Origin of the sequence: Amycolatopsis echigonensis, assembly GCF_014174495.1 — a bacterium.
In the GTDB taxonomy this organism is placed as follows: domain Bacteria; phylum Actinomycetota; class Actinomycetes; order Mycobacteriales; family Pseudonocardiaceae; genus Amycolatopsis; species Amycolatopsis echigonensis.
In genome coordinates this window covers 106,976-124,184 of sequence record NZ_JACJHR010000006.1, presented here as the reverse complement: position 1 = coordinate 124,184, position 17,209 = coordinate 106,976, and the positions used below count along the sequence as shown (strand labels likewise).

The 17,209-nt window shown below is 68.5% G+C and carries 11 protein-coding genes; 6 read left to right on the top strand and 5 right to left on the bottom strand.

Translation table 11 applies throughout. The features are described 5' to 3' along the window. Nucleotides 1-26 precede the first annotated feature (26 nt). From aldh to H5411_RS06450, 5 genes are all read right to left on the bottom strand, one after another. Nucleotides 27-1,403 (bottom strand): aldehyde dehydrogenase AldH, encoded by a 1,377-nt coding sequence (aldh, locus tag H5411_RS06470; protein ID WP_101439722.1) that lies wholly within the window; start codon nucleotides 1,401-1,403, stop codon nucleotides 27-29. 65 nt (nucleotides 1,404-1,468) lie between these two features. Further along, nucleotides 1,469-2,581 (bottom strand): glycerate kinase, encoded by a 1,113-nt coding sequence (locus H5411_RS06465; RefSeq protein ID WP_101439721.1) that lies wholly within the window; start codon nucleotides 2,579-2,581, stop codon nucleotides 1,469-1,471. Beyond that, the gene (locus H5411_RS06460) at nucleotides 2,578-3,429 is read right to left on the bottom strand and encodes a sugar phosphate isomerase/epimerase family protein (RefSeq protein WP_101439720.1); all 852 of its coding nucleotides are present in this window, start codon (nucleotides 3,427-3,429) and stop codon (nucleotides 2,578-2,580) included. Before H5411_RS06460 ends, H5411_RS06465 begins: the two co-directional genes overlap by 4 nt. Next, nucleotides 3,426-4,586: a dihydrodipicolinate synthase family protein gene (locus H5411_RS06455; RefSeq protein WP_101439719.1), complete on the bottom strand. Its 1,161-nt coding sequence runs from the start codon at nucleotides 4,584-4,586 to the stop codon at nucleotides 3,426-3,428. Before H5411_RS06455 ends, H5411_RS06460 begins: the two co-directional genes overlap by 4 nt. After that, nucleotides 4,583-5,767, bottom strand: coding sequence for a Gfo/Idh/MocA family protein (locus H5411_RS06450; protein ID WP_101439718.1), 1,185 nt, complete (start codon nucleotides 5,765-5,767; stop codon nucleotides 4,583-4,585). Before H5411_RS06450 ends, H5411_RS06455 begins: the two co-directional genes overlap by 4 nt. 183 nt (nucleotides 5,768-5,950) lie before the next feature. Here H5411_RS06450 and H5411_RS06445 point away from each other — a divergent pair, with 183 nt between their 5' ends. The 6 genes from H5411_RS06445 to H5411_RS06425 all read left to right on the top strand — a co-directional run bounded on the left by H5411_RS06445 (nucleotide 5,951) and on the right by H5411_RS06425 (nucleotide 17,196). Then, nucleotides 5,951-7,030 carry a LacI family DNA-binding transcriptional regulator gene (locus H5411_RS06445; RefSeq protein ID WP_244194858.1) on the top strand — a complete coding sequence of 360 codons (1,080 nt, stop codon included), beginning with the start codon at nucleotides 5,951-5,953 and terminating at the stop codon, nucleotides 7,028-7,030. Nucleotides 7,031-7,185: 155 nt separating this feature from the next. Further along, nucleotides 7,186-8,790 (top strand): GMC family oxidoreductase, encoded by a 1,605-nt coding sequence (locus tag H5411_RS06440; protein ID WP_101439716.1) that lies wholly within the window; start codon nucleotides 7,186-7,188, stop codon nucleotides 8,788-8,790. 11 nt (nucleotides 8,791-8,801) lie between these two features. Next, nucleotides 8,802-9,224: a hypothetical protein gene (locus H5411_RS06435; protein WP_101439715.1), complete on the top strand. Its 423-nt coding sequence runs from the start codon at nucleotides 8,802-8,804 to the stop codon at nucleotides 9,222-9,224. Between the two features lie 272 nt (nucleotides 9,225-9,496). Further along, the gene (locus H5411_RS48360) at nucleotides 9,497-9,628 is read left to right on the top strand and encodes a hypothetical protein (protein ID WP_279630037.1); all 132 of its coding nucleotides are present in this window, start codon (nucleotides 9,497-9,499) and stop codon (nucleotides 9,626-9,628) included. Nucleotides 9,629-9,932: 304 nt separating this feature from the next. After that, complete coding sequence (locus H5411_RS06430; protein ID WP_101439714.1) at nucleotides 9,933-10,559, top strand: hypothetical protein; 627 nt, start codon at nucleotides 9,933-9,935, stop codon at nucleotides 10,557-10,559. Nucleotides 10,560-10,884: 325 nt separating this feature from the next. Beyond that, a complete protein-coding gene (locus H5411_RS06425) occupies nucleotides 10,885-17,196 on the top strand; it encodes a protein kinase domain-containing protein (protein ID WP_312877785.1) in 6,312 nt (2,103 codons plus the stop codon). Nucleotides 17,197-17,209 lie beyond the last annotated feature (13 nt).

Here is a 17,209-nt window from a genome sequence, read left to right as displayed (position 1 = left end):
GGACTAGTGGCAGGAACGAGGACAGGTCAGGCCCGCCAGACGGTTTTGACGTTGACGAATTCCCGGATCCCGTGCGCCGACAGCTCGCGGCCGTAGCCGGAATCCTTGGTCCCGCCGAAGGGGACGCCGGGGAACGAAGCGGTGAGCCCGTTGACGAACACTCCCCCGGCTTCGATCTCGCGGGTCGCGCGCTCGATCTCGTCCGGATCGGCGGTCCAGACGCTGGAGCTGAGCCCGAAGTCGGAGTCGTTGGCGAGCCTGATCGCCTCGTCGAGATCGGCGACGCGGTGCACGCAGGCGACCGGGCCGAAGCATTCCTCGCGGTACAGCCGCATGTCCGGCGTCAGTCCGGAAAGGACTGTCGCGGGATAGAAGAACCCCGGCCCGCCCGGCGTCCGGCCGCCGGTCAGGACAGTCGCGCCCTTCGCGATCGCGTCGTCCACGAGTTCTTCGACGTCACGCCGCCCGCGTTCGGTGGCCAGCGGACCGAAAGTCGTTGCCGGGTCACGGGGGTCCCCGGCAGTCGTCGCCGCCATCCCTTCGACGAACCGTGCGGTGAATTCGTCGTAGACATCAGCGTGGACGTAGTAGCGCTTCGCGGCGATGCAGGACTGCCCGGAGTTCTGTACCCGCGCGGTCACCGCCGCTTCGGCGGCCTTCGCGAGGTCCGCGCTCGGGAGTACCAGGAACACGTCAGTGCCCCCGAGTTCGAGCACGGTCTTCTTGATGTTCCGCCCCGCTGCCTCGGCCACAGCGGAGCCGGCTGCCACGGATCCGGTCAGCGTCGCCGCGCGGATCCGGCGGTCCGCGAGAAGCGGAGCCACCTGCTTCGCTTCGATGAGCAGGGCGGGGAAAGACCCGGCGGGGAATCCGGCGCGGTCGAAAAGCTCTCCGAGGTAAAGAGCGCATTGCGGGACGTTCGAGGCGTGCTTGAGCAGCCCGGTGTTCCCGGCCATCAAAGCGGGCGCGGCGAAGCGAATCGTCTGCCAGAGCGGGTAATTCCAGGGCATGACCGCGAGAATCACCCCGAGCGGCTCGAAGCGGACGGCGAGGTCCGCGGCGCCCACAGCCGCCGGGTCGACCGGCCGTTCCGGCTCGAGGTACCGCTCGGCGTGGTCGGCGAAATGGCGCAGGCCGGCAGCCGACTTGAGCGTTTCGTAGCGCGCGGAGGCGAGCGTCTTGCCCATTTCCGCGGTGATCAGCTCGGCGACGTCGTCGACCTCGGCCTCCAGCAGGTCGGCGGCGCGGTGCAGCCACGCCGCGCGCTGGCCGAAGGTGGTGCCAGCCAGTTCGCGGAACGCGGTCTGCGCCGCGGCGATCCGGTCCTCGACCTCGGCCGGGCTGTGCGCGGCGAACTCCTTGCGGACGGTTCCGGTCGTCGGATCGACACTGGCGATCGTCATGGCTTTCCTTTCCTGTGCAGGTTCGGGCGCCCGCCCGGCGGGCGCGAACGTGATCGACGGGCAGGTCAGTGCGCTGGCATCCGGCGGGCCAGCCTTTCTCCGGCACGGCGCAGGTAGCGCGCCGGATCGGCGGTCGCCCGGGCCTGGTCGCCGGCGAGTTCGGACAGGTCCTCGGCGGCCTGGAACAGTCCCGTGATCGGCGCGGCGATCCGGCCCGCGACGACGAGCGCGGGCACCCGCGCCGCGGCTGCGAGCGCGGACACGTGGCCAGCGAGTTTTCCCGACCGGGATTGCGTGTCGAACCGGCCCTCCCCGGTGACGACGACGTCCGCGCCCGCGACGGCGGCAGGCAGCCCGGCCAGTGCGCCGACGAACTCGCTTCCCCAGGCCAGCTGCGCTCCCCAGGCCAGGAGCCCGAACGCGGTCCCGCCCGCCGCACCGGCCCCGGGCGCGGCCGCATCGGCGTCCAGCCGGTCGGCGAGCCGCCGGAGATTGCGCTCGGCGGCGGGGAGATCGACCGGCGAAAACCCCTTCTGCGGGCCGAAAACTGCTGCGGCGCCGGTAGGTCCGAGCAGCGGATTGGTCACGTCGCTGAGCACCGTCACACCCGCGCGCGGCAGGGGGCGGAGCCCTGTGCAGTCAATGGTTCGCAGCTGTGCCAGACCGCGATTTCCTTGCGGAACCGGGTTTCCTGCCTCGTCGAGCAGCCGAGCACCGAGCGCGGTGAGGACCCCGGCGCCGCCGTCCGTCGATGCGGACCCGCCCAGGGCGAGCAGAAGCCGAGGCACGCCAGCGTCGAGAGCGGCGGCGATCGCGCGGCCGAAGCCGAGCGTGTGCGCCGTGGCGGGGCGGGGCCGGTCGAGCAGCGTGAGGCCGCTGGTCGAGGCGAGTTCGACAACGCCGGTGCCGTCGGGCAACAGAAGCCAGTACGCGTGCGCCGGGCTGCCGTGCGGCCCCGGCACGGTGACCGGCATCCTGCGCGCACCCGGCACGACCGCGGCGACCGTGTCGAGAGTGCCCTCGCCGCCGTCGGCAAGCGGCAGTTCCCGCATCTCGTCGTGCCGGCGCACCGCGGCCCAGCCTTCAGCCAGCCACCGGGCGGCTTCGGCCGCGCCGGCCGAGCCCTTGAACGAGTCGGGTGCGACGAGCACGCGCAAGGCTCGTTCTCCGGCCGTCATCCCGGCACTCCCGCCGCACCGTCGAAGGTTTCCGCCGCCCGCCGGGCCACGCGAACCGGGTCGGCCCGCCAGAGGTCCTCGTTGAAGATCTCCACTTCGACGTCGCCGTGATAGCCGGCCTTCTCGACCAGCTCCGAGACCGACGCCAGGTCGACGTGCCCGTCGCCGGGCAGGCCGCGGGCGAGCAGCGCGTCCGGCGGCAGCGGCGTGATCCAGTCCCCGACCTGGTAGGAGGCGATCCGGCCGGTCAGCCCGGCGCGGCGGATCTGTTCGCCGAGGCACGGATCCCACCACACGTGGAACGTGTCGACCACGACTCCGACGCGGCCCGCGGGGAACTGCTCGGCGATGTCGAGCGCTTGCGCCAGCGTCGAGATCACCCCGCGGTCCGCGGCGTACATCGGGTGCATCGGTTCGATCGCGAGCACCACCCCGGCCGCCGCCGCGTCCTCGGCGAGCGCGCCGACCGCGTCCCGCGCCCGGTTCCGGGCTCCGGCGAGGTCCCGGTCGCCCTCGGGGAGACCGCCCGCCACGAGGACCAGCACCGGAGCGGAGCCCGCCGCCCCGGCCGCGGCCAACGCGGCGGTTTCCTCGATCGCCCTGCGGTTTTCGTCGAGCGCGGCCGCCGTGTCAGGTCCGGTGAAGAATCCGCCGCGGCACAGGCTGGACATCCGCAGTCCGGAATCCGCCAGCATCGCGGCCGCCGCCGGCAGCCCGACCGCACCCACTGGTTCCCGCCACGCCCCGATCGCCGGAATGCCGGCTTGCCGCGTGACGCGCAGCGCGGTCGCGAAGTCCGCGTGGCGGATCGTCGCCTGGTTCAACGACATCCGCGGGTGCGCGGTCACGCCGGAACCCGGTCATCGAGGCCGTGCACGGCGAGCAACGAGATCCACCGCCGCGCGGCCAGTTCGGGATCGGTCAGCGCCCCTGCCTCGTCGGCGAGCCGGAGCGCAGCGGAAAGGTGCGGCAGGCTACGCGCTGCGTGCAGACCGCCCGCCATCGCGAAGGCAGGCTGGTGGCCGTTGAGCCAGGAGAGAAAAACGATGCCGGTCTTGTAGAAGGCAGTCGGCGCGGCGAAAATGTGCCGCGCCAGGGCTTCGGTCGGTTCGAGGACGCGCCGGTATTCCGCGAGATCGTCCGCGTCGAGCGCCTGCAATGCCGTGGCCGCAAGCGGAGCGACGGCCGCGAAGGCGCCGAGCAACGCGTCGCTGTGCGCTTGGCCGTCGCCTTCGATCAGGCTGACGTAGTGGTAGTCGTCCCCGGTGAAGAGCCGTACGCCGTGCGGAAGCCGGGCGCGGAGCGCGATTTCGCGGCCCGGATCGAGCAGGCTCATCTTGATCCCGCTCACTTTGTCGGCGTTTTGGTGCACGATCCGGAGTACGGTCGCGTCCGCTTCGGACCCGAAGTAGCCAGCGAGTTGTGGGTCGAACGCCTCGCCGAGCCAGTGCAGGACGACCGGGGCGCCCGCCCGCGCGAGCACCTCGCGGTACACCTTCTCGTAGTCCGCGGCCGACGTCGCAATGCGCGAGAGATGCCGACTGGCCATCAGGACGACACCTGCACCGCGGTCTTCGGCGTAGTGGAGCTGGGCGACATAGGCGTCCACGATTTCGCTCAAGGACAACACTTCTTCAGTCAGGTGATCGGTGTTGACCCCGACCAACAGCGCTCCGCCGACCGACGCCGCCTCAGCCGCGCTCCGGGCGATCAACTCGCGCGTGGCAGCCGCGTCGAGTCCCATGTTGCGCTGGGCCGTGTCCATCGCGTCGGCTACGCCGAGCCCCCAGGACCACAGGTGGCGGCGGAACGCGAGCGTGGCGTCCCAATCGAGATCCGCGGGTGCACCCGGCACGTTCTCCGCGGTCGCGCGAGGGACGACGTGCGCCGCCGCGAAGGCGATCCGCGACCGCGACGGACTCTCCGGACGTTTCAGCGCGGGAGGAGTCCGCAGCCGGTAACCAGTGACCCGGGCGGCCGAGTCGACCAGAGCGACTTCCGTCATTTCGCCGCTCCGTTCGCCAGCGCCACGCGCGGCGCTTCAAGCGGGGGAAGTTCGACCCGCGCACCGGTGCGGGAGCTCTCCAGTCCCGCTTCGGCGAGCCGGACCCCGCGTGCTCCGGCGAGAAGGTCGTACGGGTGCGGATCGCCGTCGACCACGTGCCGGACGAATTCCTCCCACTGGACCCGGAAACCGTTCTCGAACACCTCGTTGTCCGGGACCTCGCTCCAGTCGGCTCCGTAGTCGTGCGCATCGGCGAGGTCGGGGTTCCACACCGGACGGGGCGTGCCGGTCCGGTGCTGCGCCCGGCAGCCGAACAAGCCAGCGACCGCGCTGCCGTGCGTGCCGTCGACCTGGAATTCGACGAGTTCCTTGCGGTTCACCCGCACCGCCCAGCTCGAATTCAGCTGCGCGACCACGCCGCCGTCGAGTTCGAAAATCGCGTACGCGGCGTCGTCCGCGGTCGCGGAGTAGGACGCGCCGTTCTCTTCGAACCGGGTCGGGATGTGCGTCACCGCCCTCGCGTAGACCGAGCGGACTTCTCCGAAGAGATTCTCCAGCACGTAATTCCAGTGCGGGAACATGTCGACGACGATGCCGCCGCCGTCCTCGGCCCGGTAGTTCCAGCTCGGCCGCTGCGCGGGCTGTCCGTCTCCCTCGAAGACCCAGTAGCCGAACTCGCCGCGCACGGACAGGATGCGGCCGAAGAATCCGGACCGCACCAGCCTCGCCAGCTTGCGCATGCCGGGCAGATACAGCTTGTCGTGCACAACACCATTGGGCACGCCCGCCTCCTGGGCGAGCGCGGCCAGCTCCAGCGCCTCGGGCACGGTCTCGGCGGTCGGCTTCTCGGTGTACACCGCCTTTCCCGCGGCGATCGCCCGCAGCAGCGCCGCCACCCGCGCCTTGGTGACGAGAAAGTCCGCGTAGACGTCCCACTGGTCGTCGCCGAGCGCGGCGTCGAGGTCGGTGGTCCAGTCCGCGATGTCGTGCCGTCGCGCCAGTTCGGCGAGCTTGGCGCTGTCGCGGCCCACCAGCAGCGGACGGACCTGCACCCGCTCGCCTCCGCGAAGCCGCACCCCACCCTCGTCGCGCAGCGCGAGAACGGACCGGACGAGATGCTGGCGGTAGCCCATCCTCCCGGTGACGCCGTTCATGATGATGCCGATGCTTCGCTGAGCCATGGACTCTCCTGGGGATGCGTCGTCGGATCGGCCCCGGCCGGAGCGGGGCTGCTGCGGTCTGCGCCTTCCCGCCCAACCGGGCAGGCACGTCGGGAAAGCGCTTTCCAAAGTACGATCGCCGTCCGGCCGCGTCAACCCCCGCCACTCGGCGCTCAAGTTCCGGAAAGCGTTAGCATCGCGACCGTGAGCCGCCGACGTACGCCGAGCCCGGACGAACCCGAGGAAGCCGCGGGCAGCGCGGCCACCCTCGCCGATGTCGCCGAACGGGCAGGGGTTTCGCTCGCGACCGCCTCGCGGGTGCTGAACGGCAGCACCCGCCAGGTGAAAGAAGCGTTGCGAGCCAAGGTTCTCGCCGCCGCGGCGGAACTCGACTACTCGCCGAACGCCCAGGCGCAGGCGATGGCCCGGGGCAGCACCGCCACCCTCGGGCTGATCGTGCACGACATCGCCGACCCGTACTTCTCCAGCATCGCGGCCGGAGTCATCGCCGCCGCCGGCGAACGGGGCCTGCTGGTCACCGTCGCCAGCACCCAGCGCGACCCGGCCGCCGAGCTGCGGCACGTGGAACTGCTGCGCAGGCAGCGCGCGCAGACGGTGCTGCTGGCCGGCTCACGGGTCGACGATCCCGCCCTGCTGGACCCGATGCGGGCGATCCTGCGGAAGTACACCCGCGGCGGCGGACGCGCCGCGTGCATCGGGCAGGACGGGCTCGGGATCGGCACCGTCGTCGTCGAGAACCGGCTGAGCGCCGCCGCGCTCGCCGATGCGCTCTACCGGGCGGGACATCGGCGGTTCGCCGTGCTGGCCGGGCCGCCCTCGCTGCTCACCGCCCGCGACCGGGCCGAAGGGTTCGCCTTCGGATTGTCCGAGCACGGCGCGGAACCCCAGGCCGAGCATCAGGTCTCGGGCGAGTTCACGTGGTCCGGCGGATACGCCGCGGCCAAGGCTCTGCTCGACCAGGCCGAAGGCAGGCCGCCGGTCGACTGCCTGTTCGCCGTCAACGACGTGATGGCTCTCGGCGCGCTCGCGGCGGCGCGGGACGCGGGCCTGCGGGTGCCCGAGGACATCGGCATCGCGGGGTTCGACGACATCAGCCCGCTTCGGGACGTCGTTCCGGCCCTCACCACCGTCCGCCTCCCGATGACGGACATGGGCGCGACCGCGGTGCAGATCGCCCTCGACGAACCCGCCAGCCCCCCGCGGCGCCATCGGGTCCGAGGCGAAGTCGTGCTCCGCGACAGCACACGCTCTTCGGCCGGCTGACCGCGCGCGCTCAGCAGCTTTCCGCCCGCCTGCCGCCCCGCCGAGGCCGACGACCGCGTCCTCTCTGGACCAGAGCCGCCTCTTGCATCCGGGAACGACCTCGCCTACGGTACGCCGGAAAGCGCTTACCAACGGCGGTGTGCGAGAGGAATCCGATGGAGCAAGCTGACGTCCTGATCATCGGCGCGGGAGCGTCGGGCGGGGTCGCCGCGGGAGCACTGACGAAGGCCGGATTCAACGTGGTCTGCCTGGAACAAGGCGACTGGCCCGACCGGGCCGGCTACCCGGCCCAGCGCGAAACGTACGAACTCGAAGCGCGCAAACAGTGGTCGGCCAGCCCGAACATCCGGCAGAACCCCGCCGACTACCCCGTCGACGACTCGCATTCCGCGGTCGCGCCGCTGATGTACTCGGGAGTCGGCGGAAGCATGATCCTTTACGCGGGCGACTGGCCGCGGTTGCTGCCGTCCGATTTCCGGGTGCGCACGCTGGACGGCGTCGCCGACGACTGGCCGCTTCGCTACGCGGACCTGCAACCGTTCTACGAACGCACCGACGCGGCCTTCGGCGTGTCCGGCGCGGGCGGGGACCCGGCCTACCCCGACGGTGCCGAACCGCCCCTCCCGCCGCTGCCGATCGGCCGGATCGGCGCGCGGATGGCGACAGCGCACGACAAGCTGGGATGGCACTGGTGGCCAGCCGCGCAGGCGGTGCTGTCCGCACCGCACCAAGGGCGGCGGCCGTGCGTCCAGTTCGGATCGTGCATGCAGGGCTGCCCGGAAGGCGCCAAAGCATCGACCGACCTCACCCACTGGCCCGCCGCGGTCGCCGGCGGCGCGCGCCTGCTGACCGGGGCGCGCGTGGCCCGGATCCTGATGTCCGCCAACGGACTCGCCACCGGAGCCGAGTACGTCCTCCCGGACGGATCCTGGCATTCCGTCCGGGCCGGCGTGGTGATCATGGCGGCCAACGCAATCGGCACGCCGCGGATCCTGCTCAATTCGGCCACGCCCGCGCACCCGGACGGACTCGGCAATTCCAGCGGCCTGCTCGGGCGGCGGCTGATGGTGCACCCGTTCGCCAACGTCACCGGATACTTCGACGAGGACCTGGAAAGCTGGCGGGGCCACGTCGGCGCGAAGATCACCTCCTACCAGTTCTACGAAACCGACACCGACCGCGGTTTCGTGCGAGGCGCGAAGTGGAGCCTCGCCCCGACCGGCGGCCCGCTCAACGCCGCGCTGCCGACCCGCGCGGGCGAGGAGGTGTGGGGGCCGGCGCACCACGAGCACATCCGCCGCCATCTCGGCCGGACCATCAGCTGGGGCATTTTCGGCGAAGACCTGCCCGACGAGGAAAACCGCGTCACGGTCGGCACCGGGCTCGCCGATTCCTCCGGCATCCCCGCGCCCCGGATCGACTACTCCGTCAGCGAAAACTCCCGTCGCCTCCTCGATTTCCACATCGCGCGTGCCACCGACTCCCTCCGTGCGGCCGGGGCCCGCGACGTCGCGACCGAATCGCTGATGCGGTATTCCGGATGGCACCTCCTCGGCACCGCACGGATGGGCGCCGACCCGGCGACGTCGGTGGTCGACGAGTACGGGAAATCGCACGACATCCCCAATCTGTACATCGTGGACGGCAGCGTGTTCGTCACCTCCGGCGGCGTCAACCCCACCAGCACCATCGCCGCGCTCGCCCTGCGCGCAACGGAACACCTGATCGCGAACCGCCGGAACCAGCCCGTCCCCGCCTGATCGGAGCACTCATGCCCGCGACACCGGACCACCACCTGCCCGGCGAGTGCCGCGACTGGCTGCGAGCACTCGCCGACGACCTGATCCCCGCAGTCGGCCCGATGCCCTCCGCCGCCGCAGCCGGCATCGACAGCGGACAGCTCGACGTCGTCCTCCGAGCGCGACCGGACCTCCTCCCCGACCTGCTCCGCGCGTGGACGTCCACCACCGGGCTGCCTGCCGGCGCCGCCCTCAAACACCTGCGAGAACTCGACGACGCCGGGTACCAAGCAGTCCTGCTCGCGGCCGCGGGCAGCTACTACACGAACCGCGAGGTGCGCGAACTTCTCGGCTACACCGGCCAACAGCCCCGTACCGTCCAGATCGCCGAGGACATCGACGAAGACCTCTTGCTCCGAGTCGTCGAACGCGGACCGCTCTACCGGCCCGCGTGATCTCCGCCCGCCCGGACCGGAGCGGCAGCCGCCGTCTCGCCGGGTACGGAGAACGACCACGATGCGGCCGGCTGAGCAGACGATTCGTTCTCCGCAGGCGACGAATACCCCGTAATGCCGGAGGCTTCGGCGGGGTGCCGCGAACCAGCGACAGGTTGTCAGAGACATTCCGTTCGTGAACGGAGCGACAGTCGTGTGGATAGTGTGCAACTCGCCCCACCGTCGTCACGATCCCCGAGCTGGACGAGCAAACGTTCATCGAGCTGGAGACGATGGCCGAGGCCGACGACGTGCCCGCCGCGCTCGATTCGCTCCGCGCCGTCTTCGCCGATCTCGGCATCGACGAGCACGACGCCGTAGAGGAGTCCTATACCGACATGGTCGCCTACAAGCGAGGCGTTTGACAGCGACCGTCTGTCAGGCTCAGGAAGAAATTCGCCGACCCGCGCGCAAGCAGGGAATTAATCGCATACTCATACTCCGGCCACTCGCCCTCGCACAGGTCGCGGAGATCGCCGCAGCGTCATGAACGTGACGATGGCATGAGAACTGATCCGGTGAAGCAAAAATTGTCATTTCTTCCGGCTATCGACCCGCGATCGGAGGCGAGATCAAGATGAGCGAGACGAACAGGGTCGATGTTTGACATCCGCGCCCACGACGGAGCTGGTGATCAGTCCACGACCACGGCGCTGGACACACCTGTCATTGTGCGTCCTGGACGCCGTCTTTTCCATCAACGCCCACTACAACAACGTGGTCAACGTATACAACGCCTACGCGGACTATGTCTCCCTGCCGGATCGGCTGTTGCCTGCCGCGGATGCGCACACCGTGATCGGAGCAGATCGCGAGCAGTCCGTCGCCGAGCTGGCCAAGCTGGGGCGCGAACTGGGAGGCGAGCGGCTCGCCGCCGACGTCCTGGTCAACCGGTCGCTCACCAGTATGCGCGGCGACATTCGCAAGGCCGATGCCGCAGTCCAATACGCGCAGATCCTGGCCGACAGCGGACTGCAACGGATCGACGACGTCGCCGCGGCGCCCACCGACACCTCCATCGTGGATCCCGTGGAAGCACGGCTGGCTCAGGTGCCGGGGCATGGCCAAGGCACCCGTCTGAGCTACCTGTGGATGCTTGCCGGGGACGACAACCGGATCAAACCCGACCGAATGATCCGACGCTGGCCGACTCGGCATCTGCGCCTCGACACCTTGGTGAGCGTTGCCGAGGCGCGCGACCTCCTCGCTGCGCTCGCTTCCCGCCTGGGCTGCACCCAGTGGGAACTCGATCACGCGGTGTGGCAGTTCGAACGGTCCGGGCGGCCAAGGGGTTGACTGCCAGGCCATCCGAGCAGCCGTACCCGGCCTCTGGCCTCGTTGTGCCGGACGAGCGCTTCGGCGACACGCCTGACACACGACCCACGTAGCCATCTCCGATTAGTACAAGGCCTCCATATTTAATGCCGCTATCACGCAGCTTCGGTTCACGAATCTCGATCGGTCAGGCTCACCGCATAAATAACCGGCCGAAATTAGAATCCCGGAACCTCGACATTCCGCTGACGCAAACCGCCAACGGGGTTCCGCCTCGACCACAGGTCCGCCGGTCGATCCAACAGCATTGACAACGTTGACACTCCACAAGTTAGCAGAACGATATGTGTACGATGTTGCGCTGAGTGTGCTTGCATCGACATACGGTCGTACCAGGCCGTGGAGCATCACCCGGGGAGGGCCAGCAAGAGTGCCAGCGAACTCAGGACTTGTAGCGGGGCGGTTCAAGCTGCTCTCGCCCATCAGCAGGGGAAACATGGGCGAGGTCCACCGAGCCGAAGACATGCAGCCTGAGGCTCCTGATCACGACAAGGTCGCTGTCAAGCTCATCCTGCGAACCCGCTGGAACACGCTGCTCGACGCGACAGCACTGGGCACCTCGGCCGACCGCTTCGCGCGTGAAGTCAAGATCATGCGCCGGCTGCACCACCCCAACATCCCGTACCTCGTCGACGGCGGCGTGGACGCCACCGGCCTCCCGTATCTCGCGATGGAGCTCCTGGACGGCCGGTCTCTGGATGACCTGGTCGTCGAACATCCTCAGCTGCCGGTCGCGTGGGTCTCAGCTTTGGGCGCGCAGATAGCCGATGCCCTCTCCGCGGCGCATCTCGAGGGCGTCGTCCACCGCGATCTGAAGCCGTCCAACGTGATGCTCGTCCAGGGCGGCGCAGCGAAGGTCCTCGACTTCGGGATGAGCTTGATCATCGACGGAACGGATGACGACCGGATCACCAGCTCGGGCGTCACCGTCGGCACCGCCCGTTACATGGCACCCGAGCAGTTCGAGGATTCAGCTGTCGGTCCTGCCGCCGACCTCTACGCGCTGGGCTGCGTATTGTACGAGTTCCTGACCGGGGTTCCACCGTTCTCCAGCCCGTCCGGCTACGAGCTCGGCCAGAAACACCGAACGGAGCCTCCCCCATCGGTCGCACTGTTGCGTCCGGACGCGCCCAGTCCATTGGTGCGGCTGGTCGAGACGCTCCTGGCCAAGAAGCCCGACGAACGTCCGGTCGATGCGGTCGCGGTGCGCGAGCTGCTGCTGTCCCTGGCGACCGGCGACGCGTCCGTGTCCGGCTGGGAAGCGCTCGACCCGGTCAAGTGGGTCAACGACGTGCGCGACCCCATCTCCTCGGCTCCTGCCAAGCCCGCCGAGCGGCCGATGCTGAACGGAATGGACGTGTTCGGCATCCACCAGCAGCTCATCAAGGATTACCGTGATTTCACCGAGGGCGGCACGGTCATCCGGGATCCAGCAATCAAAGCGTTCGTCGAGCAGACCCTCGACACGAAGTCTCAATGGCCGGACCCGTGGCTTTCGTTGAATCCCTTCTTCGCCTCCGGCGGAAACCTTCCCGAATTGACCTCTCAGGGACTCCTGCATGAGGAATGCTCACGCATTTTCCAGGCTGGCAAGAAACCCGACAGCACAGTCTGCGACGGCCGCCCGCTGACGCTCCATCGCCACCAGCGGCAGGCCATCGAGGTCGCGCAATCAGGCGCTTCCTACGTCCTGACGACAGGAACTGGCTCCGGCAAGTCGCTCGCGTACATCGTGCCGATCGTCGACCGGGTACTGAAGGAGCGCGCGCAAGAGGGCGCGAAGGCGCGCAAACGCGTCCGCGCGATCATCGTGTATCCGATGAACGCCCTTGCCAACAGCCAGCTCAAGGAGCTCGACAAATTCCTGCTCGACGGGTACGGCGAGGGCCGCGAGCCGGTCACCTACGCACGCTACACCGGGCAGGAGGGCGACGAGCGACGGAAACAAATCCGGGACAATCCGCCGGACATCCTGCTCACCAACTACGTGATGCTCGAACTCATGCTGACCCGGCCGGACGACCGGCGCTCGCTCATCCGGATGGCGAAGGGCCTCGAATTCCTCGTCTTCGACGAGCTGCACACCTACCGGGGGCGGCAGGGGGCCGACGTCGCGCTGCTCATCCGTCGGGTCCGGCAGGCCTGCCAAGCCGGGAATCTCCAATGCATCGGCACGTCCGCGACGATGTCCAGCGAGGACACGGTCGCGGCTCAGAAAGATGTTGTCGCAACCGTCGCGACCACTCTCTTTGGCACCGAGGTGAGCTCCGACCACGTCATCGGTGAAACGCTCGAGCGAGCCACGCTGGAAGCGCCTGCCGTGGTTCCCGCCGAACGACTGCAGAGCGAGCACGCACCGCGTGCCTACGCCGACCTGGTCGCGGACCCGCTGGCCCGCTGGATCGAGACCCGGTTCGGCCTCGCCGTCGATGACGCTGGCCATCTCGTCCGAAGCAAGCCCGCCAAGATCGAAGTAGCTGCCAAGGAACTCTCGGAAGCCAGCGGGGTCGAGGCGGACCAGTGCGCGGCCGCGATCCGGGAAACGCTGAAGGCTGGCTCCGAGGCCAGGAACCCGAACACCGAACGACCGTTGTTCGCCTTCCGGTTGCATCAGTTTCTCTCCAAGGGCGACACCGTCTACGTCACGTTGGAGGGCAAGAAGGAGCGCCACCTGACGCGGGAGTACCAACGGATCCAGCCCGGTTCGAACGGCAAGATCCTGCTTCCAGTCGCTTTCTGCCGCGAATGTGGCCAGGAGTATCTGACTGTGTGGCGGCGGGAGAAACACGGCAGCATCGTCTACGAGCCGCGTCGTGACACCACGGGAACGGGCGGCAGCGCCGAGGACGGATACCTGTACATCGACCCGGCCCGGCCGTGGCCTAACACCATCGAGGGGGCCATCGCCGATCGTCGCCTTCCCGACTCGTGGCTGGAACTCGACGACGTGCGCGGTGAGGTAGTCAAGGACTCCTACCGTCAACGGGTCCCGGTCTCGGTCACCGTCGATGTTTACGGGAACGAAGGGGCCGGCGATCTGCCCGCGACCTTTATCCCGGCCCCCTTCCGGTTTTGTCTGCAGTGCAACGTGAGCTACGAGCAGGTGCGCGGCAAGGACTTCGCCAAGCTCGCCACGCTCGATCAGGAGGGGCGTTCTTCCGCGACGTCGCTCGTGTCCGCCTCGATCCTGCGCTCTCTCAAGCAGGTCCCTGCCGACGCGCTCGACAAGAAGGCGCGCAAGCTGTTGACCTTTGTGGACAACCGGCAGGACGCATCTCTGCAGGCAGGCCACTTCAACGACTTCGTGCAGGTCACCCAGTTGCGCTCGGCGCTCTACCGGGCGGTGCTCGACGCCGGTGATGACGGGCTCAGGCACGAGGAGCTCGCTTCCCGGGTCGCTGCCGCGCTGAACCTCGCGGCTTCCGACTACGTCCGCAACGAAGACCAGGCACCTGCGCTGCAGCGCAATGCGGCCAAGACCCTGCAAGACGTGATCGCTTTCCGGCTCTACACCGACCTGCAACGCGGTTGGCGGGTCACCATGCCGAACCTCGAGCAGACCGGTCTGCTGAAGATCGAATACGAGGACTTAGCCTGGCTCGCGAACGAAGAAGGCCGCTGGGCCCAGGCCGATCCGGAGTTGGCCCGCCTCGATCCGGAGCAGCGCGAAGAGATCATGCGCACGCTGCTGGACCACCTGCGCCGCGGCCTCGCCATCGACGTGCAGTATTTCCGTGATGACTTCGACAACCTACAGCGGGCCAGCGAAGAACGCCTCATCGAGCCATGGGTGCTGGCCCAGTCGCACGATCGCGCGCAAGTCGGGACCGCGTTCCCGCAGAGTTCCCGGCCGGGGATGGAACGGAACGCGCTGTTCGTCTCCGGGCGCAGCAAGGTCGGGAAGTTCCTCAAGCGGTCGTACTTCAAAGAGGCGACTCCCGACGACCTCCAAAAGATCATCAGCGACGTGCTCAAGGTACTGGCAAAAGCCGAATTGGTGACCGAGGTGGAGGTCGCGCCGCCGTTCGTCCGCCGGTTCCCTCGCTCGGCACGCCAGACGATGACCGGATACCGGGTATCCGCCGTCGCGCTGGTCTGGAAGGCCGACACCGGCATGTCCGGCGCGCACGACCCGCTGACCCGCACCTACGCAGGTGGCGAGGGTCCCCGCGTGAACACATTCTTCCGTGACCTGTATCGGGACGCCGCCGGCGCGCTCGCGGGGCTGTCGGCGAAGGAACACACTGCCCAGGTGCCGCCACCGGAACGGGAACTCCGAGAAGACAAGTTCCGCAACGGCGATCTGAAACTGCTCTACTGCTCCCCCACGATGGAGCTGGGAGTCGATATCGCAGAGCTCAACGCGGTGATGATGCGCAACGTGCCGCCGACGCCGGCCAACTACGCGCAGCGCAGCGGCCGAGCCGGCCGGTCCGGTCAGCCAGCCCTGGTCACAACCTATTGCGCGACCGGCAACAGCCACGACCAGTACTACTTCCGGCGTTCGGAGCGCATGGTTTCCGGGGTGATCACCCGTCCGCGGCTCGACCTGACCAACGAGGATCTCGTACGCTCGCACGTCCAGGCCATCTGGCTCGCCGAGGTTGGCCTCAAGCTCGGCCGAGCGATTCCCGAGATCATCGACATCAGCCACGACGAGGGTGCCCGGATCCCGAACCCGGAGCTGCCCCTCCATAGCCACATCGACCAGGCGCGGCTCGACCCCGACGCGCAGCGCCGCGCAACCGTCGCCGCTCGTGCCGTGTTCGGCGCGTTGCAGACCGAATTCGCCGAGACAGCCTGGTGGGACGACCAGTGGCTAGACGAGGCCGCACGCGGCGCGGCGCACCAGTTCAAAGACGCTTTCGAGCGCTGGCGCAAACTGTACAAAGCTGCCTTGCGCGACCAGGCCGAGCAGAACCGCCGCGTTCTCGACCACACATTGTCCGAACGTGACCGCGGTATCGCCGTCGAGCGGAGAAATGAAGCAGAGACCCAACTCAACCTGCTCAAGAACGAGAGCGTAGACCGGAACTCGGTGCTGTCCGACTTCAACCCGTACCGGTACCTAGCCAGCGAAGGATTCCTGCCCGGCTATTCCTTCCCGCGGCTGCCGCTCGCGGCCTACATCCCGTCGTCCGGGCGACGCTTCAGTGATGGCGATTACTTGCAGCGCCCACGATTCCTCGCCATCCGCGAGTTCGGTCCGGGAGCGCTGATCTACCACGAAGGCGCGCGCTACCAGGTCACCCGCATCCAGCTGCCGCCAGAGGGCACCGGTGACGTCGTCACCACCACGGCGTGGCGTTGTGTCTCGTGCGGCTATCACCACAATGAGAGCGACAACGCGGACAAGTGCCAGCTGTGCAACGAGCCGAAAGCCATGAATACGACCGGTCTGCTCCAGCTGCACACCGTGTACACCCGTCGACGCGAGCGGATCTCGTCGGACGAAGAGGAGCGCCGTCGCGCCGGCTTCCGGTTGGTCACCTCCTACCGTTTCCAGGACCACGGAGACCGGCCGGGCCGCCGTGACGGCTCAGTCGCCGACGGCCACGGAAAGCTGGCCACCGTGATCTACGGTGACTCGGCGACCGTCCGGATCACCAACCTCGGACGTCTGCGCGCGAAAGAGGACGAGCCGGACGGGTACTGGCTCGATCCGGCCGATGGCCGTTGGATGAACGAGCGCGACGCCGCGGACGCCGCAGGCGACTCGAGCGAGCTGCCAGTGGTCGACGACCGCGAAAACGAGTCGCGCCGGAAGAAGCGAGTCATCCCTTACGTGGAAGACCGGCGCAACATTCTCGTCATGAAGCTCGCAGAGCCGCTGGACCGGCCGGTCGCCGTCTCCCTCATGTACGCACTGGAGCGCGGCATCGAGGCGGCGTACGAGCTGGAGGATTCCGAGCTCACCAGCGAGCTGCTGCCGCCGGACGAAGGACCGCGCGACCGGTTCCTGTTCACCGAAGCCGCAGAAGGCGGGGCCGGTGTTCTGCGGCTGATGGAGTCCGAGGTGACGGCGCTTGCCACGGCGGCGAGGGCCGCCCTTGAAATCTGCCACTTCGACGGCGAAGGCAACGATCTCGGCGGTCCGAGCAACGAGCGGCCATGTGCGCGCGGCTGCTACGAATGCCTGCTCACCTACGGAAACCAGTCTGATCACGGTGAGATCGACCGGCACTCGATCCGGGACCTGCTGGCACGTCTCGCGCAGGCGCAGACAGTGCCAGAGGGACGGGGCGAAAGTCGATCGGAGCAGACGGCCCGGCTGGCCGAGCACGCCGAGAGCAGTCTCGAGCGGGAGTTCCTCGAGTGGCTCAAGGAGCATGGTCTCCGGCTGCCGGACCAGACACAAGAGTTCGTCGCTGACGCCCTCGCCCGGCCCGACTACGTCTACCTTCTGCCCGGCGCCCCGGTGGCCGTCTTCATCGACGGGCCGGTGCACGACCACGAGACGATCTCGCAGCGCGACGCCGACGCGGAAGAACGCCTGTACGACAAGGGCTGGGACGTCGTGCGATTCCGGTATGACGACGACTGGCCCGCGGTCGTGAAGAACAATCGGCATGTTTTCGGGCCCGGCGTGGGCGTCTGATCGAGGAACGAGG